The 20,683-nt window shown below is 46.9% G+C and carries 20 protein-coding genes and 1 pseudogene; 8 read left to right on the top strand and 13 right to left on the bottom strand.

Translation table 11 applies throughout. The features are described from left to right. Positions 1-369: 369 nt before the first annotated feature. The 6 genes from RIG66_RS32160 to RIG66_RS32135 all read right to left on the bottom strand — a co-directional run bounded on the left by RIG66_RS32160 (position 370) and on the right by RIG66_RS32135 (position 6,878). A complete protein-coding gene (locus tag RIG66_RS32160) occupies positions 370-612 on the bottom strand; it encodes a hypothetical protein (protein WP_446383926.1) in 243 nt (80 codons plus the stop codon). A 104-nt stretch (positions 613-716) separates the two neighbouring features. Next, positions 717-1,223: a hypothetical protein gene (locus RIG66_RS32155; RefSeq protein WP_006099034.1), complete on the bottom strand. Its 507-nt coding sequence runs from the start codon at positions 1,221-1,223 to the stop codon at positions 717-719. A gap of 620 nt (positions 1,224-1,843) precedes the next feature. Then, the gene (rpsU, locus tag RIG66_RS32150) at positions 1,844-2,047 is read right to left on the bottom strand and encodes a 30S ribosomal protein S21 (RefSeq protein WP_006099092.1); all 204 of its coding nucleotides are present in this window, start codon (positions 2,045-2,047) and stop codon (positions 1,844-1,846) included. A gap of 711 nt (positions 2,048-2,758) precedes the next feature. Then, on the bottom strand, positions 2,759-3,070 hold the full coding sequence (locus tag RIG66_RS32145) for an RNA recognition motif domain-containing protein (RefSeq protein WP_006098827.1): 312 nt from the start codon (positions 3,068-3,070) through the stop codon (positions 2,759-2,761). Positions 3,071-3,223: 153 nt separating this feature from the next. After that, positions 3,224-4,579, bottom strand: a complete 1,356-nt coding sequence (locus RIG66_RS32140; protein ID WP_446383924.1) for a mannosyltransferase family protein — start codon at positions 4,577-4,579, stop codon at positions 3,224-3,226. Between the two features lie 190 nt (positions 4,580-4,769). Next, the gene (locus RIG66_RS32135; RefSeq protein WP_446383922.1) at positions 4,770-6,878 is read right to left on the bottom strand and encodes a S8 family serine peptidase; all 2,109 of its coding nucleotides are present in this window, start codon (positions 6,876-6,878) and stop codon (positions 4,770-4,772) included. A 288-nt stretch (positions 6,879-7,166) separates the two neighbouring features. Between RIG66_RS32135 and RIG66_RS32130 the strand changes: the two genes are divergently transcribed. Genes RIG66_RS32130 through grxD form a run of 3 tightly spaced genes read left to right on the top strand, consistent with a single transcriptional unit; the run spans position 7,167 to position 8,469 of the window. Further along, positions 7,167-7,793, top strand: coding sequence for a hypothetical protein (locus RIG66_RS32130; RefSeq protein ID WP_006098801.1), 627 nt, complete (start codon positions 7,167-7,169; stop codon positions 7,791-7,793). Positions 7,794-7,831: 38 nt separating this feature from the next. Beyond that, positions 7,832-8,092 (top strand): BolA family protein, encoded by a 261-nt coding sequence (locus RIG66_RS32125; protein WP_044205138.1) that lies wholly within the window; start codon positions 7,832-7,834, stop codon positions 8,090-8,092. A 53-nt stretch (positions 8,093-8,145) separates the two neighbouring features. Continuing rightward, on the top strand, positions 8,146-8,469 hold the full coding sequence (gene grxD, locus RIG66_RS32120; protein WP_446383920.1) for a Grx4 family monothiol glutaredoxin: 324 nt from the start codon (positions 8,146-8,148) through the stop codon (positions 8,467-8,469). A 273-nt stretch (positions 8,470-8,742) separates the two neighbouring features. Here the strand turns inward: grxD and RIG66_RS32115 are convergent, their stop codons facing one another. From RIG66_RS32115 to RIG66_RS32095, 5 genes and pseudogenes are all read right to left on the bottom strand, one after another. Next, positions 8,743-8,994 (bottom strand): DUF6761 family protein, encoded by a 252-nt coding sequence (locus tag RIG66_RS32115; RefSeq protein ID WP_446341458.1) that lies wholly within the window; start codon positions 8,992-8,994, stop codon positions 8,743-8,745. A gap of 240 nt (positions 8,995-9,234) precedes the next feature. Next, on the bottom strand, positions 9,235-10,581 hold the full coding sequence (locus RIG66_RS32110) for an RNA-guided endonuclease InsQ/TnpB family protein (RefSeq protein ID WP_446383918.1): 1,347 nt from the start codon (positions 10,579-10,581) through the stop codon (positions 9,235-9,237). 2 nt (positions 10,582-10,583) lie between these two features. Continuing rightward, positions 10,584-10,778 (bottom strand): annotated as a pseudogene (tnpA, locus tag RIG66_RS32105) (IS200/IS605 family transposase); the annotation flags it as partial. 152 nt (positions 10,779-10,930) lie between these two features. Then, positions 10,931-11,632, bottom strand: coding sequence for a response regulator transcription factor (locus RIG66_RS32100; RefSeq protein WP_446373896.1), 702 nt, complete (start codon positions 11,630-11,632; stop codon positions 10,931-10,933). Between the two features lie 211 nt (positions 11,633-11,843). After that, on the bottom strand, positions 11,844-12,029 hold the full coding sequence (locus tag RIG66_RS32095) for a PCP reductase family protein (RefSeq protein WP_006099000.1): 186 nt from the start codon (positions 12,027-12,029) through the stop codon (positions 11,844-11,846). A 6-nt stretch (positions 12,030-12,035) separates the two neighbouring features. On the opposite strand from RIG66_RS32095, the gene RIG66_RS32090 reads away from it, so the two are divergent. Next, entirely contained in the window at positions 12,036-12,239 is a 204-nt protein-coding gene (locus RIG66_RS32090) for a hypothetical protein (protein WP_446383916.1), read from the top strand. An 83-nt stretch (positions 12,240-12,322) separates the two neighbouring features. Here the strand turns inward: RIG66_RS32090 and RIG66_RS32085 are convergent, their stop codons facing one another. Further along, a complete protein-coding gene (locus RIG66_RS32085) occupies positions 12,323-13,228 on the bottom strand; it encodes an alpha/beta fold hydrolase (RefSeq protein WP_446383914.1) in 906 nt (301 codons plus the stop codon). 280 nt (positions 13,229-13,508) lie between these two features. Between RIG66_RS32085 and infC the strand changes: the two genes are divergently transcribed. From infC to RIG66_RS32065, 4 genes are all read left to right on the top strand, one after another. Continuing rightward, positions 13,509-14,036, top strand: coding sequence for a translation initiation factor IF-3 (gene infC, locus RIG66_RS32080; protein ID WP_006098862.1), 528 nt, complete (start codon positions 13,509-13,511; stop codon positions 14,034-14,036). 96 nt (positions 14,037-14,132) lie between these two features. Continuing rightward, the gene (locus tag RIG66_RS32075) at positions 14,133-17,147 is read left to right on the top strand and encodes a HEAT repeat domain-containing protein (RefSeq protein ID WP_446383912.1); all 3,015 of its coding nucleotides are present in this window, start codon (positions 14,133-14,135) and stop codon (positions 17,145-17,147) included. A 168-nt stretch (positions 17,148-17,315) separates the two neighbouring features. Then, positions 17,316-17,798: a Crp/Fnr family transcriptional regulator gene (locus RIG66_RS32070; RefSeq protein WP_006098974.1), complete on the top strand. Its 483-nt coding sequence runs from the start codon at positions 17,316-17,318 to the stop codon at positions 17,796-17,798. Between the two features lie 390 nt (positions 17,799-18,188). Continuing rightward, positions 18,189-18,809 (top strand): hypothetical protein, encoded by a 621-nt coding sequence (locus tag RIG66_RS32065; protein ID WP_446383910.1) that lies wholly within the window; start codon positions 18,189-18,191, stop codon positions 18,807-18,809. Between the two features lie 124 nt (positions 18,810-18,933). On the opposite strand, the gene RIG66_RS32060 is transcribed toward RIG66_RS32065, so the two are convergent. Then, positions 18,934-20,244, bottom strand: coding sequence for a Glu/Leu/Phe/Val family dehydrogenase (locus RIG66_RS32060; RefSeq protein WP_446383908.1), 1,311 nt, complete (start codon positions 20,242-20,244; stop codon positions 18,934-18,936). Positions 20,245-20,683 lie beyond the last annotated feature (439 nt).

Here is a 20,683-nt window from a genome sequence, read left to right as displayed (position 1 = left end):
TTTGCAATAAGTTATCGTCGTCATCGCTTTTTGGCTACCTCCCTCAGTTCGGTCACTATTTTTTTTGTGCTTATGACTTCGACTCCCTTATGTACCAATTAAGTCAACAATATCATATCGACTCCGGACTACCAGCCGTCCGAGAAGCTCATCAGCCAGCCGTTGAGTTCCCATCGGTGCAACCTGCAAGACCGTCACACAAAGTCGAGTAGCTGCTTGTTGGGGGGTAAACTAGACATTTCCTGATTATATCCGAGAAAATGTCTAGTTATGTCACTAATTGTCTAGATATTTACCGACTGTTAGTTAACCCTCAGATCAAGCTCCCTTAAGTATGACGCTCCTCGCCATTAACTTGAATTTCTCCACCTACTTCCTGTCCTCTCCCCGAATAATTGACTTTCGCATCCATTCCCGCACACTCTCTAGGTGGACAATTACCTGATCACGTTCTCGGTTATCTGGACAACTTTCCAATATAGTATCTAGCAGCCGTCCCCACAGGTATTCAACGGTGGCAATTTCTTCGAGTTGCGCTTGAGTGGGACTATCCCATCCAAACAAGCGATCGCGTATCGCCTTTGCTTCAGCGGATAGATGCTCCTTGTCCAACTTATCCTCTCCTGCATCACTTTATTTTTAACTTATTTTTATCCACAAATTAAAACCCAAAGCCCTACTTGCACTGTTCCCTGTTGCCCGTTCCCCGTTCCCTATTAATGACCCACTCTAATTTCCTGCCGCGCTTTCTGAGTCCAAGCCTCATTAACTAGCAAATTGCCAGTAGACATTTTAAAATCAAATGGATGAGGAGGTTCAGGGACATCCAGAACACCACCTTGCCGATGAAATTTAATTAACCTAACGATCCAAGTACAAAAGTCTAAAATTTCCTCAGGTAATAGCGTTAGGTCAAAGTGCCAGCTTTGATTAATTCCCCGGCAATCTCGTCCCCACAGCCTCGATTGAATGATACCTGCTCCTTTATTAATAGACACACGCAAAATAAAGGGTCGTTCCGGGAGTAATTCATCAGGGGCTGTGTGAACATAAATACACAAATAATTCATGCGTTGCCGATCATCGATCCAAGATGCCATTGGCAGATTACCCGTTGATGAATTGCGGGTTGTAATCTTCACTGGCACGTTCATCTTTGCGGCAAATCGATCGTAGAACTCTTGCCTTAGCTGAGAAACTGTGCGTATAGCTTCTGGAGTCATGATTACTGCATAAGAGTGAACACATGAAGTACCCCAACTTGCTTCGCTCTTATTTGGGGCTTCCAACTAGCAAACAAGGACGGTCTTATTCGTCTTTGGGATTTCCCGCTTCATCCGCCGATGCCACGTTGGGTACTTTCTAATTTCTAAAAGTAGAAAGTCCAGAACTCAACACCTCGACTACGCTCGGTGTTGACCCTGAGGGTAGTCGAAGGGTCAATCTGGTAATGGTCTTACTCAGCGTCAACAGGCAGCCGCCCGTCTTCCACAGGCAGTAGTGTTTTGTTAGTCCGCTTGGTTTTCGCGGTTTATGGTTAGAGTTCTAACCGAATAATGTCGTTAGACATCTTGCGCTATTCTTTTGGAGAATGCTATAAAAGCAAACGGTGGTCGAGGAAAGTTCACGCGCAAGGACTACATCTCTATAACACCTGGCTCAACCATCTTGACTCCCATGCCTTACCATGTAGACCTAGGAGAGTTGCTATTAGTGTAACACCTAGAAAATACAGGTGTCTACTAATAAAAAATGTCAAAATAGAGGGTATCGAACCCGTATTTTTACTCGCTATCCATACCCACCGTATAGACGGATGGGGGTTTATTTCCGCGAATTTATGTTAAAAACGTTTTTTGCGATAACGAGAAAGCCGCCGCAGTTGCTTATGCCTAGCAATGGCTTTACGTTTACGTTTTTGAATCGGCGTTTCAAAGTGGCGATGTTTCTTCATATCGGGAAAAATTCCCGCCTTGGAGACAGCTTGTTTAAATCGGCGGAGGGCTGACTCGATCCCTTCATGTTCACCGACAGTCACCTGTGCCATTTTATTTCCTCCTTAGCTTGAGTGAATTGCTCAATACCTGACAACATCTAGCAGAAATGCCTAAACTCCTCCTCCAATCTTCAAGTTGGAATCTGATTCTTCCAAGCTGCCGCTTCAACTCTCGTAAGCGGCAGTCATTGACTATGAACGTAGAATTTAAAATATGAACGTAGAAGAGGAACGCAAGACAAAACCGATTGCTTCTATTGAGCCAAAGAAAATTGGAAAATCCCTACTGCCTTAGACTTGTTAACGACGGGAAGACATATTGTCTTCGCCTTTCATCGGTGCCAGTTGCAGACTCGTGCTTTTAGCCTGTACGCTTATGGGTTGGCTTGCGCCTAAACTTAAAGTCGAATTATTCCGGTGAAAGTGAGCCTTGAAGTTGTTATCGAGCGCTACTTGCCCAATATCATTCTTCTTAACCTGCTCTTTACCTGTTTAGTTTAACTGTTCAGTTTCCGCCGATTGGAACTACCTCTCAACGGGTCAATTCCAGCGCATTCCCAGGTACGTACAGACGCGCCGTGGCGCGTCTCTACTTCTCGATAAAGGCTGCTAGCAAAACCTAGCCGGGTCAACACAGACTTTTCTAAGCCCTCGCTACAACCCTTAGACTTAGCGACGGGTTGTTGACTCGATAGTCCAGCATCTAGGAGACATTGAGAAACACCACCATGAATTAGCTGATTGCAGCCGCATTATTCTGGTTTAGTAACGTCGAGAGAATCCATCCCGGTTGCCGCCGCCGCGACGACCACCGCCTCCTTGACCCCGAGGCTCACGAGGTTTAGCTTTATTCACTTTCAAATCCCGACCCATCCATTCAGCACCGTCTAGAGCATCAATAGCGGCAGATTCTTCAGCTTCTGAGTCCATTTCCACAAAACCGAAGCCGCGCATCCGACCTGTTTCCCGATCCGTTGGTAACTGAACCCGCTTTACTGTCCCGTATTCAGCAAAAATGCTGGTGATGTCTTCTTCCGTAGCATCGTAGGACAGGTTACCAATGTAAATTGACATAGAGTATCTCCAAAACCAATGAATGTAGAGACTTATGATTCGGAGACATGCCTGTCCGTAAATCAAAACAAACGATACAGCCGAATATAAACCTCGCTGATTATAATAACATCATTTATACACGACCCGGCTGACATTCTTCCAATCTAAAATCTAAGCCACCCAAAGGTGCTGGGAAAATCGAACGGCGAAGCTGAGCAATACTAGAGTGAAAAATAGGAGTGTTGCCCATCCCCATCGGCGATAACGAGCCAGCAACAGACCTAAGGCGATCGCAATGGATACAATACCATACGCATGGCGTTCAGCCGAAATGGTGCGACCTGGGCTTAAAATTACGGCTAAGCTGCACAAGCCATAGATGACGGTAACAGGTCTAAGCTTTGTTCGCTGTCGCACGAGTAAATAGCCACCCCCCCAAACCATAATCATATTAATTAGCGGATCTCCGGCTAAAAGCCACAGGAGAATTCCCAGAAGGTAAAAGCCATACCCTTTATCCACACACAGCCGTTTCAGGTGCGATCGCCAGGAGGGTTGAAGAGAGTGTAAGACGGGGTGTCGGATGTGGGGTGTCGGGTGTGGGGTGTAGTGCGGAATACAGTCTTCGGCACGACTCTGTGAATTCTCCCCAGGACTACGCGATCGCCATAATAAATAACCTAATGCACAAATCGTAACAAAAATCAAGGGATGCCACGGATCATGAAGCCAACCCCGATTCCAGTTGGCTGTCCCGGCGGAAATTTGCACCAGCATCTTCAACCAGCCCTGTCCGTAAAATGCTTGTTCAGGTTGCCATGCCTGTTGCACTCTTAAAAAGGCAAGCATGTCCCCAAAACGAATCCCGCAGTAGAGGCTATAGAGTCCCACTCCCCCGGCGGTGGCTAAACTAGGAAGATACGCGATCGCAGGTCTTTTCTCTCGCCAAGCCACCAGCCAAAATGCTGGAGATAGAGCGATTCCTGGTAATCGTGTCGCACTGGCTAATCCTCCCCATAACGCTGACCAACCATAATGTTTATGATCATAAGCTCGCAAAGCGGCTGTACTCAGCAACAAAAATAACCCCTCCGTATAAATTACCGTGCCAAATAGAGAAAAAGGACACCAAGCTAAAACCGCTGTTGTCCAGCGGGCAACCTTCTGTCCATGACTCTCTTGCATCCAAGCATAGAGAACAATGAGCGCCCCCCAAAATGCCAGATTATTGACAACAGTCCCCCCTACGTTAAAGGGCAATCCCCCACTCATTACCGCCCGAACCAATAAGGGAAACAAGGGAAAGAACGCCACATTATGTCCCTGACCATCATTAACATAGTCATACCCTGAGATCGTTATCGCCTCATAAAAATAACTATCCCACGCCAAAAAGACATCCCAACTAACTGTCGGTTGAATGCCCCCAGGTGGCGCAGGCAATAAGGGCGCAATCACCAACATAGCGATCGCGATAACCATTCGGCTGAGTAGCCACATTACCGTAGCAAAAATAACCCCATTCACGTAGATGCCTACTATTCCCTGAAGCTCAATATATCGATTCAGTTATTATTGTATCTTATGTCATAAACTGCTGGAAATGCGGTAGTGCAAGCTACACCATCTTTCCTTGGATAACTGATTACTGATTAATAAATGACAAAGGACGAATGACAAATGACAAATGACAAAGGACGAATGACAAATGACAAATTCAAATTCCGATAACTAATTCCCAGCTTTTAAGTCTCCCTGTATCCGTCGGCACAGAATCGATGACCCGCAACTGCCAATGACCAAAACTATCCTGATTCAGTAACGACTTAAGCGCAGGGGTATTGTCTACCGAATAGGTGTATTGGAGTTGAGTATTGACACCCAATGTACGACTTTGTAAGAGTACAGTCTGATCCTTGGGTGATCTCAACTCCACTTCTAAATCTCCCAAAAAGTCATGTTCAATGTCCACCGTCACCTGGATATCTTGCACTAAACCAGATTCAGTAATTTGAAGTGTGCTAGTCACACCACGGGAATTATTATCAGGAATAGCTAGGTTGTGATCATTGCGTCGTTTTAAGACTTGGGCAACCTTAGCCGTTTGAACTCGTTGCTTTTGGGCAGCTTGTACGGCTTTAACAGCACTAACCTTACCATAACCAAACCACTGGGAATACCCATTCGTATCATAAGTCCCCAATCGCATACCGAGCTGGGAATCCGCATCACGGTCTACAATTTTGTCGGCTGTATCTTGTAGGATGCGTTTGACTTGTTCCGCCGTCAGATCAGGATTGGCTGAGAGAACCAGCGCCGCCACACCCGCGACAACGGGACAGGCGCTCGATGTGCCACCAAAACTTCTGACAAAATCACCGACTTCATACCCAGCCACGCCAAGTAAGTCGGTGGTAAAGACACCATTACCCGGCGTGGGGGCATTCACTTGGGGCGCCGTGCTAATAAAACCTGTTTTTTCAAACCACATTCCTGGCGGAGCATTGTTGCTGGGGGCGCAAACGGCAACATTCGTCCCCCAGTTACTGTATGCCGCTTTTTTGCTCAGGCTGGTGCAAGCCGAAACTGCAATCACATCTGGATGTACGGCGAAACCACTGAGCCAGTTGGTTGGTCCACGCAGTAACTCATTTGTCCAACCGCGCTCAAAGATGGTGCCATGGATGGGGCGATTGGCATTTCCGGCGGCAAAGACGATCACACAACCTTTCCCGCCGCGTCCCTCAGTCGCCGCACGGGTTAGGGCAGCCCGTTGCCGTAGGGAGAGGGGGAAGTAAACTGTTGCCGCACCCCAGCTACAAGAAACGACGCTGGCGTCATTTTCAATTGCCCAGTCAAATAATTCTTCAATACTCGTGTCATCCAGATACCCACTAGTGCGAATGGGCATCAGCGCACATCCAGGTGCGACACCGACAATACCCTGACCATTTTCTTCAGCCACCGCAATCCCTGCACAAGCGGTGCCATGACTTTCACCAGAACCACTGGGTAGCGGAATAAAGTCTTTGTCTTTAAAGTCTTTGGGCGCAACAATTTTTCCGGTGCCTTGAAAATCGGGGTGGTTGACATCAATGGCATCATCGGCTAATGCCACGACAATGGAGCGATTTCCCCGGGTAATATCCCAGGCTTTTTCTACGTCAATATGAGAACGTGGGGCTAAATTTGAACCACCATTGTGATTTAGATACCACTGTTGAGGGTATAAGGGGTCTTGGGGATGGTAGCTCGGCTGTTTGGGAACAATGATCTGGGGTTCTGCGGTTAAGACTTCGGGGCGTGTGATCAGTCGATTGGCTATTTTTAGCGGATTCTCTGGGGAATTCGGGGTGAGTTGAAAGATAAAGGTGTTGGGAATACCAATGAGCGATCGCACGGATTTTAAGCCAAATTCGGTCTCAATGGCGGAGATTGTGGCGTCATCGGTGTCGGGGTGAAATTGAATCGTCAGTTGATCGCCCAGGTAAATGAAGGTCGCTGGATCGTCCTTGAGTTGGTAAACATGACTAGCAAAGACAACATCTTCGCGATCGCGTGCCGCTTGCATTGTCTCATCCCGGTGTTCGGCGTCAACCGTAAATTCGGCTAGCTGAGTGCGGGGAATTTGGCGCTGGTGGTGGATACTCAGGGCTTGTTCTAGCTGCTCGACGGGGATTTCAGGGGAGCAAAGGGTGAAGCGATCGCGCACCTTGAGTAATCCTAGTTCTTCACCGCCCCGTTGCAGGAGCAGACCGATGCTTTCTTCGGGAATCGGCGTGGTTTGAGGAGAATCATCTGGCAGAGAATCAGGATGCGGGATCATGGTTTAGAATAGATTACTCGTCAATCGTACAAGATCATTAAATTATGACTATTTTTCTTGATCCTATTACTCCGGATTTCTAAGAAACCTTCCGGGTATTGTTTCAGTCTAGCTGGTTTAGACAGCCCCACTGCCTGGTAATCGGGTCATCGCTGATGGTTAGTGATGGACGGCAAATTCCTTGCCCCCAAGTCTAGCGATCATCATCTGACTCCCCTTGCCGCATCTGGCGATGGTAAGATACCCAAAGGTTTCTGTGTTTGTTAAAATACTATCCCTATTTTTTACATGATCTCTTCTGGAACGATTCATAGCCTTGGCTTTACCTGCCTTGTTGCCTTTCCCTTCACAACGAGTGTGGCGCTCTTATCTCCCGCCCACGCTCAAACTCAAGCGGCTGCGCTTCCAGAAGAGGTCAGCCAAATGCAGCCTGAGCCAGATGATTCTACTGAGCTACGCCCCTTAACTCAGGACGATAGCCTGCTGAGTTTACAGGGGGGACAGCGGTTAATGGTAGAGGCAAATCAAGCCATTGAAGCTCAAGACTATACGTTAGCCTCTCAAAAACTTCAGCAGGCGCGTCAAGTTTTCAACCAATTGTCTAATTTCTATCAGCAGTTGGCTGAAAGTTTTTCGGGAATTGATAACCGGATTTTCAATGAGCATCGGCAAAACGCACTCAAGACAGCAGAAATGCGGGATGAAGCCACCTATCAGTTGGCGTTGGTACATCGCGCCCAAGATCAACCGGAATTAGCGGTTCCCTTACTGATTCAGATCATTCGTTCTCAGAATCCCACCCGTGATTTGGGCAAAAAAGCTTATCAGCAGCTTTTTGAATTGGGATTCGTTGGTTCTCCCTTCCCCCCCTCTGGCAATAGCGAACCGACTTCATCCGTGACTCCAGAACGTTAAATTAATTATGTAGAACGTTGAAGAAAAATGGAGTGGGTATGATTAGTCCAGAGCAAGTTGAGACAATGATCAAAGCAGAACTTCCTGATGCTCAGGTACAGGTACAAGACTTAACCGGCGGTGGTGATCATCTGCAAGCGATCGTGGTATCCTCCCAGTTTGAAGGCAAAAGCTTGGTAAAACAGCACCAGCTTGTCTACGGCGCTCTCCAGCAAGCAATGGCAAGCGAAGCCATTCACGCCCTAGCGCTGAAAACCTATACCCCTGCATCTTGGCAAGCTACCCGTCAGGCTGTATAAACTCTCGCTACACTAGACCCATACAAAACTACACAAAACATTTCAGCAAAGCTATGACGCCAGCAGTTAAAGAACGGATTGACCAGCTCATCAACCAGGACAAAATTGTGGTGTTTATGAAAGGCACCAAACTGATGCCCCAATGTGGTTTTTCCAACAATGTCGCCCAAATCCTGAATACCTTGGGTGTTTCCTACGCAACCGTGAATGTTCTCGATGATCCGGAAGTGCGTCAAGGCATTAAGGAATATTCCAATTGGCCCACGATTCCCCAAGTTTACGTGAATGGCGAGTTCATTGGTGGCTCAGATGTGATGATCGAGCTTTATCAGAACGGCGAATTACAGGAGATGGTTGAAGTGGCATTGGCATCTTGACATCTTTCCCGTTCTAAGCTAAAAAGCGCAAAATCAACCAAAAAGCCTGCTTAAGCAGGCTTTTTCAATCTATGTAGTTTTTCCGTGTTGAGTGTACATCCAAATGTAGGAGCGCAAGCCGTATATTAGCGTAAACTGAAGCTAATATAGCCCTAAGAACAATGTAGAGACGTGCCACGGCGCGTCTGGGAGCTACCGGAGATTAGCAAGGATTGTGGCTTAAGTTGACACAGGTGAAGGGAGAGCTCCCACACCGAAGTACCTCATCCAGGTTTAATAGTAATCAGTTTCGGGTTCTGGTAAGGGTACGGCTTCAAAGTTGGAGGGATCGCGTAGATAACGAACAGCATCTTCCTCCAAGCGATGAATCAAATAAACTTCTATAGCGTTACTATGTCGAAGAGCATCAAGATAGCCATCAATGTACAAACGCAGTTCGTCAAAGCGATATCCCCGGTTCCACATAAAAACTAGAGCATCTGTAAGTTGCTGATAGTAGCGTATGGTTCGAGTGTCTTGAAGCATGGTCTAAAGCAGTGTGAATTCGGTATTTTAGCGTTAGAGTTACTAATTGTCAATTCTTTCAAATTGATCCCTAGCAACTCCAGCTAGCCCTTACTACTATTGTGCCTTAGATCAGTTGGCAATGTGTTGAAGACTCCCCGCGCATGGAATGCGGGGGATTCTGAAGAGTAATTACTCACTCCTCCCTCCACTCAAATAGACTGAGTTGTTCCCATTCCATTCGAGGGTTCTCAGGCTCAGTTAGCAACCCAACTGATGTACCCTGTCTTTTACAGGCTCCTTGAGCGTAACTTTCCCGTGGACTACGGGTAGTGGAATATTGATTCCAAGTTCAGACAATCCTCGTTGTCTAATTACACCGGCTGCATCTATGTCCGCATCAGCTATCCAGCCACAGGATTCGCAGAGGAATTTCTCCTTATCCCTATTGGCTGGACTGACATAACCACAGCAACTACACTCCTGGGATGTATGCTTGGGGTTGATTTCATGAACCAGAACGCCTGACTTGGCAGCCACAACTTTGACCTTCTGTTTCAATTCGCCCCAAGCTGCATCCGCTATAGCTCGGTTTAATCCCCGCTTTTGTGCCTGAGAGTTTTTCAGGTACTTCCCGGTTTCCGGGTCTACTTTAGGTTTGCACCGTGCCATCATTCCTTTGATATTGAGATCTTCAAAGATGATGCAGTCGGCAGAACCTACTAACTGGTGGGCAACCTTCCAGTGGTAGTCTGTTCGTTGTCGTTCTACTCGTTGCTCTAGTCGAGCTAGAGCTGAATAGGCTTGACGACGACGGGCAGAACCTTTCTTTTTCCGGGATGCCCTGCGAGATAGGAGTTGACGGCGGCGCTGTCCCTTCTTCCCAAACTGGGGATTGGCAATTAAGTCTCCAGTGCTAACTGATGCGAGTTTCTTAATCCCCAAATCCACACCGATTGCTGTATGAGCAGTATCAGGTGTTGGAGTTTCAGGAACTGTTTGATCACTTAGCTGGACACAGATGTACCAGCCGTCCGCCTTCTTCCTGAGAGTAACCGTCCGAGTCGCAAACCCATCTGGGAACGAACGAGACTGAAAGAATCTGCACCAGCCGATTCCTGGCAGTCTCACCTTATTCCCTTGAAACCGCACATCTCCCGGTGGATAACTGAATGAGCGATACTTGCTTCTACGCTTGGGTTTGGGATATCCTCCTTCTCCCTTAAAGAACCGATGGAAAGCGTTCTCAACTCTCCTCAGCATCTGCTGGAGAACGTGGTGCTGGATTGACTTGTACCAAGGGCGTTCCCGCTTCAGATTGGGTAGGTCTGCATCCTGTTGAGCTAATGCACCCCTCTTTTTCCCTTTAGGAGTCCAAGGGTCGCCATACAAGGCATTCTTGCTGACACTGCAAGTGAGTGGACAGCATTCTGCTTGGGTTCTCAAATTGCAGTAGTTTCCCAGAACTGGAGCAGATACCTGCTCGTAAGCCTCGGTACGTTCTCTGATTCTGAAATTGTACTGGAGTCGCAACATCTCCAAGTGATTGTCCATTACCAACACCTGTTGGCGAGAAGGAGATAGCTTGTAGGTATAAGCGACTAGCATTGTTATTTGTTTTTTTGAGCCTGGATGTACTTTTTAACCGCTTTCAATGGTGCTCCACCCACAGTGGCAACGAAATAGGAGTTTGTCCACAGTGTCGGAATTCGACTCTTGAGCCAAGAGAATTCTTGTCTGAGGTATCGAGAGGAACGCCCTTTCATGATTCTGATCAGCTTGGTGATACCGTACTGCGGATCTATGTACATAAAATGATAGGGGCTTGCGTTCCACCCCCTCTTGCCTCCCCCTATTTTTCGGTCAACTGATTGACAGAAATGAACGACTCCGCTCATACTGCGATTTCCATCATGAATCAGCCAACGAAAATACATATCATAGCAAAGTGATTTAGTCAATCCACTAAATGATTTTCTAGGGCAAAACGCACAATTTCGGCTCGGTTGCTGGTTTCTGTTTTTCTCAGGAGACTGCTGACGTATTTTTCAATCGTCCGAGGACTCAGGTGTAGCTTGTTCCCAATTTCGCTATTGGATAACCCTGTGGTCAGTAAGTCTAAAACCTGTTGTTCCCGTTGAGTCAGATGCAGTACATTGGATGGGGAGGTGGGGGAGGCGATCGCACGAGGAGTTGATTCGGATTTTGGCAGAGTATCCGGAGTCTCCGGCGATGGGGGTGATTGTCCTGTATCAGTCGAAGAGAATCGCAATTCGGCTTGCATCATCTGAGACCGTTCCAGCAGATTCCGAATTACAGCACTCAATTCCTTCATTTCAAAGGGTTTGGGCAAATACAAGTCACATCCTAACTGGTAGCCCTTAATCCGCTCCTCAGTACTACTGCGCTCCGTTAAAAAAACCACAGGTAACAAGCGGAAAGCTGGTCGTTTCCGAACTTGTTGCACAAGTTCATAGCCATTCAATTTCGGCATATTGATATCGGTGACGATTAGGTGAGGATGATACTTGTCAATCAGAGACAGAGCCTCTTGACCATCTTCTGCCGTTACAACTGAATAGCCTGACATTTCCAGGTAATCGCTCACAGAAAGACGAGTACCTAGGTTGTCATCTACAACCAGGATTATCAATGGCATGAGAATAACTGCAATACAAGCCTATATAATAGTTGAGACATCTAGGGATTTTCTAGAGCATCGGTGCAATAACCACAGTTAGCGGACTCTAACAAGTAATAAGTCTGTCCTAACCTTTACGGCGACAACTCTAACGTGTCGCGCCTGTCAACAAGTCATGAACTTGTGGGAATGACCAGCTCTCCTTGCGTCCGCTTGTAAACGTTAGTTCCTATTGACCAAACTCAATCCTAGCTTGCTCGACAATATCTACGGTAACGACATCCAAATCAGCCTCACGAGCTAAATGCTCAATCCGTTGTCGAGCTTGAGTACGCACAAAATACGGTATTTTTTTGAGTTTAGCCTTAGCTTCGGGTGTCCAGTCTAAGGTATCTGTATAATTAGCGCTGTTCATAGTTCAATGCAAGCGGGAGACTTTTCTCATTCCGCTTTGATCTTAACCCAGAGGTGCAGGAGGCGGGGAGCTGGGGGCGCTGGGGGAGCAGAGGGAGCTGGGGGAGCAGAGGGAGCTGGGGGCGCTGGGGGCGCTGGGGGAGCAGAAGGAGCTGGGGAAGCTGGGGGCGCTGGGGAAGCTGGGGGCGCTGGGGAAGAGGATTACCGATGAACCATGAACAATCAACAAATGACGAATGACAAATGACAAATGACGATCAGAGCCATTAACTTTTATTGTGCCTATCTACTTAACTAAATCCCAGCTAACCAATCGAGTAACATCTGATTAAACTGTTCTGGGCATTCATCATGAGGACAATGACCCGCATTATCCAACTCGATCAACTTGATATTCGGGTTGAGAGCGGCAAACTGCTGGGCTAACTGGGAAGGAATCATCCGGTCTTGACGCCCCCAAATTAACAGTATAGGACTATCCAATGTTGGCAAAACCGATTTGACCGGAGGACCAAATTTAGATGAGGTCATCGCTTTAAACAGCGCACTAAATGTAGCCGCCGCCCCGCGATCGCGAGCTGGTTGTGTCAAAATATCTACTAATTCTGCATCAATAGCCCTGGGGTTAGCATAAGCTAGACCTGCCCATTTCTGGACAATTGATGGGCGTCGCAGCAGATAAAAAAGACTTTGGAGAACCACAGGAGACGCGACTAGACCCTCAACTGTTGATACCACAGGTCTCAGCCAAGTCGGAAGTGCCTCTTCTCGCAGGGAAAAATCCGGTAAATTAATTAAGGCAAGTCCCTTAACCATCTCCGGGTGAGTGGCGGCTGCGCTCAGAGCCACCAGTGAACCGATTGAGTTACCCACTAACACTACGGGGTGTTGGATCAAGGTTCGCCAGAATTCATAAACTTGATTGACCCACAACTCAATCGTATACGTTGTCCCAGCTTTACGCGAACTGCCAAACCCCAACAGATCTAGCGCATAAACCGGGTAGTTCTGACCCAGTACAGGTAGGTTATGACGCCAATGTCCGATGGAAGTACCAAATCCATGCAGCAGCAGAACGGGAGGAGTCAATGTTGAGTGAGACTGCGGTGGACGAATATAAGTGTAACGAGTCTGCCAACCTTGCCAAACCCAGTCTCGTTGATTGCCGACTCGTTGCTGCCACGATACCGATGGATTCACACCATGCCTCAACTTCAAAAACGTTTACAACTCCTTACCTATTATTGTAGTGGTTTCTTCAGGGTACTCTCTACGGCAGATGCCCCATAACCCAGGAAAAATCAGGACTAACAAACGCTTCAAATATTCCCTCTCTCGCGAGGGTTCTCTGCTATCCTCCGGCAATTTGGAAGTTACGTTAAAAAGATGGACAGAAACTGGATCAGAGTCAGTAAAATGGCAAGTAAAATCCGCTTACTTTTATCCAACCCTTAACAACTAGAAATTCAAGCAGACACCCGTGAGTGATAGAAGACGCCAACGCGATCTACCCCAAATCAACGAAAGAATCCGCTATCCTAAGATTCGTGCGATTGATACCGATGGCACACAGCTAGGAATCATTGCTCCTCAAGAGGCTTTACGCATCGCTGAGGAAAAAGAATTGGATCTTGTTTTGGTTAGCGATAAGGCAGATCCGCCCGTGTGCCGCATCATGGACTACGGCAAATACAAATTTGAACAGGAGAAGAAAGCCCGCGAAGCCCGGAAGAAGCAACACACGGCGGACGTTAAAGAAGTCAAGATGCGCTATAAGATTGATGATCATGACTACCAGGTGCGTGTCAACGCCGCTAGGCGCTTTCTGAAATCAGGAGATAAAGTTAAAGCCACGATTACCTTTCGGGGGCGAGAAATTCAGCACGCCAACTTAGCCGAAGACTTGCTCAAGCGCATGGCAACGGATTTACAGGACGTTGCTGAAGTGCAGCAAGCCCCCAAACGGGAAGGTCGTAATATGATGATGCTACTCTCTTCCAAAAAATAAGACTTGGGTTCATTGGTCATTAGTCATTAGTCATGGGTTAGCCGCTATGGACTATAGCTAATGACTCAGGACTAACGACTAAGGAAAAACTGCTAAATGAAACTACAAACTCGTACTCGCATTCAAAATGAATGGGTACGGCGAATCCTAGAATGGGTCAATCTTCGTCCAGAAGAAGGCGAGCGCACCTTTTTGATGTTCGCCTTCTACACCGCTACCTCAGTTGGGCTGCTTTGGTTTGAGTATAGTGCGACAGCACTGTTCTTGGACGAATACGGTGCGAGGTGGTTACCCGTCATTTATATCGCCAGCTCCCTGATGGTGTCTGGGCTAGGTGTCTTATACTCTTGGCTACAAGAACGGGTACCGATGAGGGGTGTCTTGGTCACAGTCGCTTTCCTAACGTGCGTACCCTTGTTGATCTTACGGTTGACCCTAGGCTTTAGCTATTTAAACGGGTTAATCGCCTTGGGTACCGTTTTTCTGTTGCGATTGTGGATGGATGCGGTCGAAGTTCTCAATGATCTCAACTCTCAAGTTGCCGCGAATCAATTATTCAATATTCGGGAAATTAAGCGCACCTATCCGATTGTGTCATCAGGACTCTTAGTGGCTGATGTGATCTCCGGCTTTTCTTTACCCCTGCTGCTGTTGGTTGTCGGCACAATTCAAAACGTTCTCGTGGTGGCGGCGTTGATGATGATGGTTGGCGCTGGCACTTTGTTTTATTTAACCCAACGCTACCAGCAAGCCTTTCCTAACTTACCCACAAGGGATTGGGAAGACGATGACCAGAAATTTGTGGTTCGCCGCACGACCGGACATCTACAACGCTATATTGTGCCGTTATTTGCCTTTTTTATTCTCGGTGAAGCCCTGTATCTGCTGGTAGAGTTCCAATATCTGGGTCAATTAGAGGCAAATTTAGAAGCCTCAGATATTGCTGGGTTTTTGGGGTTATTCAGTGGGATTGTCGGCATATTTGAACTCACCTCTCAGTGGTTCCTATCCAGTCGCGCCGTGGAACGTCTGGGCGTCTTTGTCGCGGCGATGATGCTACCTGCGTCCTTAGCGATTATGGGCTTAATCACATTGAGTGGTTTACTGGATGTGGTGATTAAGCTATTCGGTGCAGTCATTACCATTCCCGGATTTGTGACCGGATTATTCGTCGGTCTAATTTTTCTGCGGTTTATTGACGAACTCCTGCGCTATACCTTAATTGCTGGCATTGAACCGTTCTTGTTTCAACCGATACCCGAAGGAATTCGTAATGCCCTGCAAACCCGAGTACAGGGAATTGCAGAACCCATAACCACGGGTGTTACAGGCATAAGTATGCTCGCTGGGATTTGGCTGTTGCATCACCTATTCCCAGGACAGCCAGAAACCCAAATTCAACAATGGCAGAGTGGTATGTTTATTCTTGCCATTGTGTTTTTCTCCCTAATCTGGTTGCTGAGTGCTTGGTCGATGCGCTCGACTTACGTTACCTTGCTGGTTGATAGCGCTGAACAAGGACGCTTAGGGTTTTCTGATGTTGACTTAAAGGCGTTCAAGCGAACGGTGATAGAAACCTTAGAGCAACCGGGTACGGAAGCGGATAAACGCTCTTGTATTCAACTGTTATCCCAGATTGACCCCACGAATGTGGGTGAGGTACTGGCTCCCCTTTTGCCTCGCCTTTCTATTGCGCTTCAGTGTCAGAGTCTAGAGGCGATGTTGGAGTATCCCAACCCCGCCTATTGTCGGGACGTGCAAGTCTTGATTGAGCAGAAACCGCCGCCAGAAGTGTTGGCGTTGGCGCTGCGTTATGTTTGGTTGACTCAACCGGAATTGGATATTGACACGATTAAACCTTATCTCCATGGAACCGTTGATCCGATGGTGCGAGCCACAGCCGCCGCGATTATCTTGCGTCGGGGAACCCCGCAAGAGAAGGCGGAAGCGACAGAGATCCTGCGGCGAATGGTGAACTCAAAACGGGAACGAGAACGAGTTATGGGGACACGAGCCTTAGGAGAGGCAGAGTATTTGCAAGCCTTGAGAGTTTATATTCCTCATCTGTTAAAAGATGAATCGTTGCGTGTTCGTTGCGCTTTATTAGAGGTGATTGCGGCAACTCATTTGGAAGAGTCTTATCCATCGCTAGTACGAGGACTTTATTACAAATCGACTCGTGAAGCGGCTCGCATGGCGTTGGTACGTCTGGGGAATGAAGCCATTCCGTTGCTGCTGGAGTTGGCAGAAGATATCCATAAACCGGATTTAGTTCGGGTACAAGCTTGGACGGCGTTGGCGGAGATTGGCACACCCGAAACCCTGAACTATCTGGTGCAACAGTTAATGACGAGTTGGGGGATCAGCCGTCGTAATATTCTCCGCAGCTTATTGAAAATTCCCAATGAGCAAGGAATCGATGTGGTGCTAGATCAGTTGGGACGGAGTGGGATTGAGACGTTAATTGAGCAAGAACTGCTGTTTTTGGGTCAGATTTATGCCGCTCTGGTGGATTTGAAGCCAGAACTGATCAGTGGACAGGAGGCAGATTTGCTGCGACGAGCGTTAAATGATCAGCAAAAGGATTTGCTGGAGAATTGTTTTCTGCTGATGAAGTTTCTTTATCCGGTTGGTGCAATTCAAGCGGCATCCTTTAATCTGCAATCTGAGTCCCGATCTAATATTGCTATGGGGATAGAAATACTAGACAATACCATAGACATTCCCCAAAAGCAAGCTTTTTTAGCCCTGTTTGATCGCCGTTCCTTTGGCGAAAAGCTGGAATGTTTGCAAGAACTGGTGTCTTATCAACCGATGAATCCCAGCGATCGCCTGCGACGATTGATTGAGTTCCGTCATTTTCTCTCGGATTGGACGCTGGCTTGTTGTTTCCATTTAGCGCGGGGGAGTCATATCAGTTTGACACCAGCAGCAACGTTAGTCTGTCTGCGTCATCCCACGGGTTTTGTCCGAGAAGCGGTTTTAACCTATTTGAAAGCCGCATCGCCCCGTTCTTGTATCGAATTACTACCGATGCTCAAGCATGATTCCGATCGGTTGGTGGCGGCGGTAGCTCAACAGATGAGTAACGAATTTGGTCTGGTGAGCTGATGGAGCAGACAGAAAAGGGTTTATTGGCTTAATTTTCAGGGATATCAAGCAAATTGGTGTGTTTATGGTTCCCCAATTCCTCTATTATCAGTCAAAGTGGGATAAAGTAAACTAGACCTTTGTTCGGCTATACTTAGCACCAATCCCCAGCAGCTACCCGCTAACCCCATGTTAACCAGCGTTGAGCGTTTACTTTTTGTCAGGGGCGTCCCTATTTTTCAGGAATTACGGGACGATTTTCTGGTGCGCGTTGCTTCGGTTATGGATGAGCTATCATTTCCGAGTGATCATACGATTGTTACCCAAGGGGAAGAAGGGCGATCGCTGTATATTGTGGTGTCCGGTTCCGTGCGGGTTCACATTGGCGATCGCGATTTGGCTTATCTGAAGCAAGGTGCTTGTTTTGGCGAGATGTCACTGTTTGATGCTGAACCGCGTTCGGCTTCGGTGACGACATTGGAAACCTGCGAATGTCTGATGCTGACTCAACTGCAATTGTATGACGCTATTGATGAGACGCCAGGAATTGCGATTAATATTATCCGCTTACTCTCCCGCCGCATTCGAGAACTAAATAATAAGTTGAATGCTTACGAAGTGAAACATCCGGCGTCTGATTTCAGCAAAACCAGCAGTAATTTTACGAGGTAGTTGAGGACGAATGGTATTACAAGCTTGTCGCTTGGTGGTTATAGTGGTTCTAAGCTCGGCTCTTCGGTACTGATGGTGAAAACTTGATGGGGTGACAAGAGACTTGAGGGTACTACTGGGTGTCGGGTGTCGGGTTTCTTACTTTTGGTCGGGATCTGGAAAACCTCTCTCCAAACCTCTCTCCTACAAGGAGAGAGGCTTTGAATTCTCCCCCTTCCGTGCAATAAAAGCGAAGCATCCTGTGACTTAGCTTGTCACCCCTTCAGGGTGAAAACCCTAGTTTTTGGGAACAGGGTAGAGGAAATGCCTTATCCAGCAAGCTTTTGTTCCTATTCAATATCTTTTCCTGATTACCATAAATACAGGAGAATCTCTTTTCAGGAGGTTAAGATGGCTTTCAGTCGTTATAAAGATATCAGTTCAGTTCTCCAAGAATTTCAAATTACTTACACAGAAGCCAATTTCATGGGTGAACTTGAGTTTGCCATATCTGACTATTTCCGAGACGATTTAGAAACTGTACTCCAAGACGGAGTACCTAATGCTTCAGAATTTTCAATTTGTGAGAATCTAATTTATCCCGTTCTGAAAGAGGTTTGGAAATGCTATCGAAGTAACTTTGTTTTATGGGGTCATCATTCACTGATCTACGATGAAAACCTATCGGGTTTTCCTGAGTATATTTTGGCGAAACGTTCTCTTTTGGGAAAAATTGTGTTTGATCAGCCTTATTTTTTATTGGTTGAAGCCAAACAAGATAAGTTTACTGAGGGGTGGGGGCAGTGTCTTGCGGAAATGGTGGCGGCGCAAAAACTGAATGATGAATTAGGATTTACGGTTTTTGGCATTGTCTCGAATGGAAAGTATTGGGAATTTGGTAAGTTAGAAAATATGTCATTTACGCAAAATATTAACCGCTATCTCCTTCAGGATTTGGATCAGCTATTTGCGGCGGTTAACTATGTTTTTAAAGAATGTGAATTACAACTTGATGCAAAATTAACCGTTTAATTTCAACGTGTATTCAGCCTCTGGAGTGATAGGGAAACTGATAAATCCTCGCAAGACAGGCAGGTTTAACAACGTTATTGGTAAAACCCGCCCCTACCCCTGCCCTCGCGATCGCGTGAATAAATTACCGGGAATTCATGCCAGGAATGCGACCATTGACATAGTAGTCTCGGGTTCCTTTAGCATTAAGGGCTTCCCCTAAGCGATTCAACGCATGAACATAAGCGGCGGTTCGCAGGGAAACCGCTAACTCTTTGGCAATTGACCAAATATATTGGCTTTCTTCCACCATTTTCTGCTTCAGATTTTCATTCACTTTTGCCATTTTCCAATAGAGTCCACTGCGGTTTTGTACCCATTCAAAATAGCTCACTGTCACCCCACCCGCATTAACCAAAATATCGGGAAATACGAGAATTCCTTTGCTGTCTAAAACCTTATCCGCCTCTGAAGTAATCGGACCATTGGCGACTTCAAAAATATAGCGGGCGCGGACATCGTTAACATTCTCGTGGGTAATTTGATTCTCCAACGCCGCCGGAATTAGAATGTCTACATCTAAGGCTAAGAGTTCGGCATTGGTTAACTGTTCATGTTCAACAATATTACAAACCGTGTCTTGACAGTAAACCGCTTGCAGACTTTGACTTGACATTTTATACTGGCGAATACTGGGAATATCTAAGCCTTTTTTGGCATAAATTCCACCTTGAGAATCACTGATGGCAACAACTTTATACCCCGCTTTCGCCAGCAATTCTGCCAATACCGCCCCGGCTTTACCAAATCCCTGAATCGCGATTGTCGTATATTGGGGAATTAAATCCAGTTTAGGTGCCATGGATTCAATCACAAAGTAAGCCCCCGTACCGGTTGCGCCATCGCGCCCCACGCTTCCACCCATGGTGATAGGTTTACCCGTAACGACAGCGGGACTAATTTGACGCCGAATGATGCTATATTGATCCATCATCCACCCCATAATCATGGCATTGGTGTAAACATCAGGGGCGAGAATATCTACATCGGGTCCAATAAAATCGGCGATCGCGTCAATGTAGCCTCGACTGAGGCGTTCGAGTTCCAGTTTGGATAAGCCTTTGGGATTAACCGTGACTCCCCCCTTCGCACCACCAAACGGTAAATTTAATACCGCACATTTAAATGTCATCCAAAAGGCGAGGGATTGAACTTCATCCAGGGTAACGTTGGGATGATAGCGTACACCGCCTTTTCCGGGTCCCCTGGTGTCATCATATCGAACTCGATATCCTTGTAGCATGGTTAATGAGCCATCATCCATGCGAACCGGGATGGACACACTCAGGCTCATTTTAGGATGCTTTAAGCGTGCGATCGCATCTTCGGAAATCGAGACATGTTTCATCGCCGCTTGCAATCGGGTGCCAGCATCCGCTAATAATGAATCAGACATTCCATTGTTCCTCATAAAGATAAGGGATTAAACTAAAATTAGAGAGAATTTCATCGCAAGACAAATCGCCCCCTGGGATTGGGATTGAACCAGGAAACTCAATCACCAGCACAGCTTGCTTGGCGATTCAAGTCCCTAATGTCCAGACTCCAGCGCCAGTTGAGTAATTTTTGGTTCAAATTAAGCAAAACTTATATATAGGCGCGATCGCGCTTGTCGATGAACAAAACAACGGCTTAATCTCTCCTTGCTCTAGAAAAGATTAAAGTCGGTGCGATTTGTCCTTACTACGATTATTTCACGAGATTTGATTAAATTGCCAATAACGTGTAGTTTTCGTTACTTTTTTAACATAAAGTTTACATTTCGCTTGTAGTTGCGCTTTAGCGCCGGTATAACGTTGAGGTTAGTTCCTACGTTGAAGCGCTTATAGGCTCGC

The organism is Coleofasciculus sp. E2-BRE-01, assembly GCF_040221695.1.
Taxonomy (GTDB): Bacteria; Cyanobacteriota; Cyanobacteriia; order Cyanobacteriales; family Coleofasciculaceae; genus Coleofasciculus.
This window is presented reverse-complemented; position numbering and strand designations above follow the sequence as displayed.

Excerpts from the sequence above, each read along its gene's own strand:
- RIG66_RS32100 (WP_446373896.1), bottom strand. The coding sequence starts at position 11,632 with ATGCCATTGATAATCCTGGTTGTAGATGACAACCTAGGTACTCGTCTT.
- RIG66_RS32060 (WP_446383908.1), bottom strand. The coding sequence starts at position 20,244 with ATGTCTGATTCATTATTAGCGGATGCTGGCACCCGATTGCAAGCGGCG.
- rpsU (WP_006099092.1), bottom strand. The coding sequence starts at position 2,047 with ATGGCACAGGTGACTGTCGGTGAACATGAAGGGATCGAGTCAGCCCTC.
- RIG66_RS32090 (WP_446383916.1), top strand. The coding sequence starts at position 12,036 with ATGCAAGCGGGAGACTTTTCTCATTCCGCTTTGATCTTAACCCAGAGG.
- RIG66_RS32065 (WP_446383910.1), top strand. The coding sequence starts at position 18,189 with ATGGCTTTCAGTCGTTATAAAGATATCAGTTCAGTTCTCCAAGAATTT.
- RIG66_RS32125 (WP_044205138.1), top strand. The coding sequence starts at position 7,832 with ATGATTAGTCCAGAGCAAGTTGAGACAATGATCAAAGCAGAACTTCCT.
- RIG66_RS32075 (WP_446383912.1), top strand. The coding sequence starts at position 14,133 with ATGAAACTACAAACTCGTACTCGCATTCAAAATGAATGGGTACGGCGA.
- RIG66_RS32070 (WP_006098974.1), top strand. The coding sequence starts at position 17,316 with ATGTTAACCAGCGTTGAGCGTTTACTTTTTGTCAGGGGCGTCCCTATT.
- RIG66_RS32135 (WP_446383922.1), bottom strand. The coding sequence starts at position 6,878 with ATGATCCCGCATCCTGATTCTCTGCCAGATGATTCTCCTCAAACCACG.
- grxD (WP_446383920.1), top strand. The coding sequence starts at position 8,146 with ATGACGCCAGCAGTTAAAGAACGGATTGACCAGCTCATCAACCAGGAC.
- RIG66_RS32115 (WP_446341458.1), bottom strand. The coding sequence starts at position 8,994 with ATGCTTCAAGACACTCGAACCATACGCTACTATCAGCAACTTACAGAT.
- RIG66_RS32095 (WP_006099000.1), bottom strand. The coding sequence starts at position 12,029 with ATGAACAGCGCTAATTATACAGATACCTTAGACTGGACACCCGAAGCT.
- RIG66_RS32130 (WP_006098801.1), top strand. The coding sequence starts at position 7,167 with ATGATCTCTTCTGGAACGATTCATAGCCTTGGCTTTACCTGCCTTGTT.
- RIG66_RS32155 (WP_006099034.1), bottom strand. The coding sequence starts at position 1,223 with ATGACTCCAGAAGCTATACGCACAGTTTCTCAGCTAAGGCAAGAGTTC.
- RIG66_RS32110 (WP_446383918.1), bottom strand. The coding sequence starts at position 10,581 with ATGCTAGTCGCTTATACCTACAAGCTATCTCCTTCTCGCCAACAGGTG.
- RIG66_RS32145 (WP_006098827.1), bottom strand. The coding sequence starts at position 3,070 with ATGTCAATTTACATTGGTAACCTGTCCTACGATGCTACGGAAGAAGAC.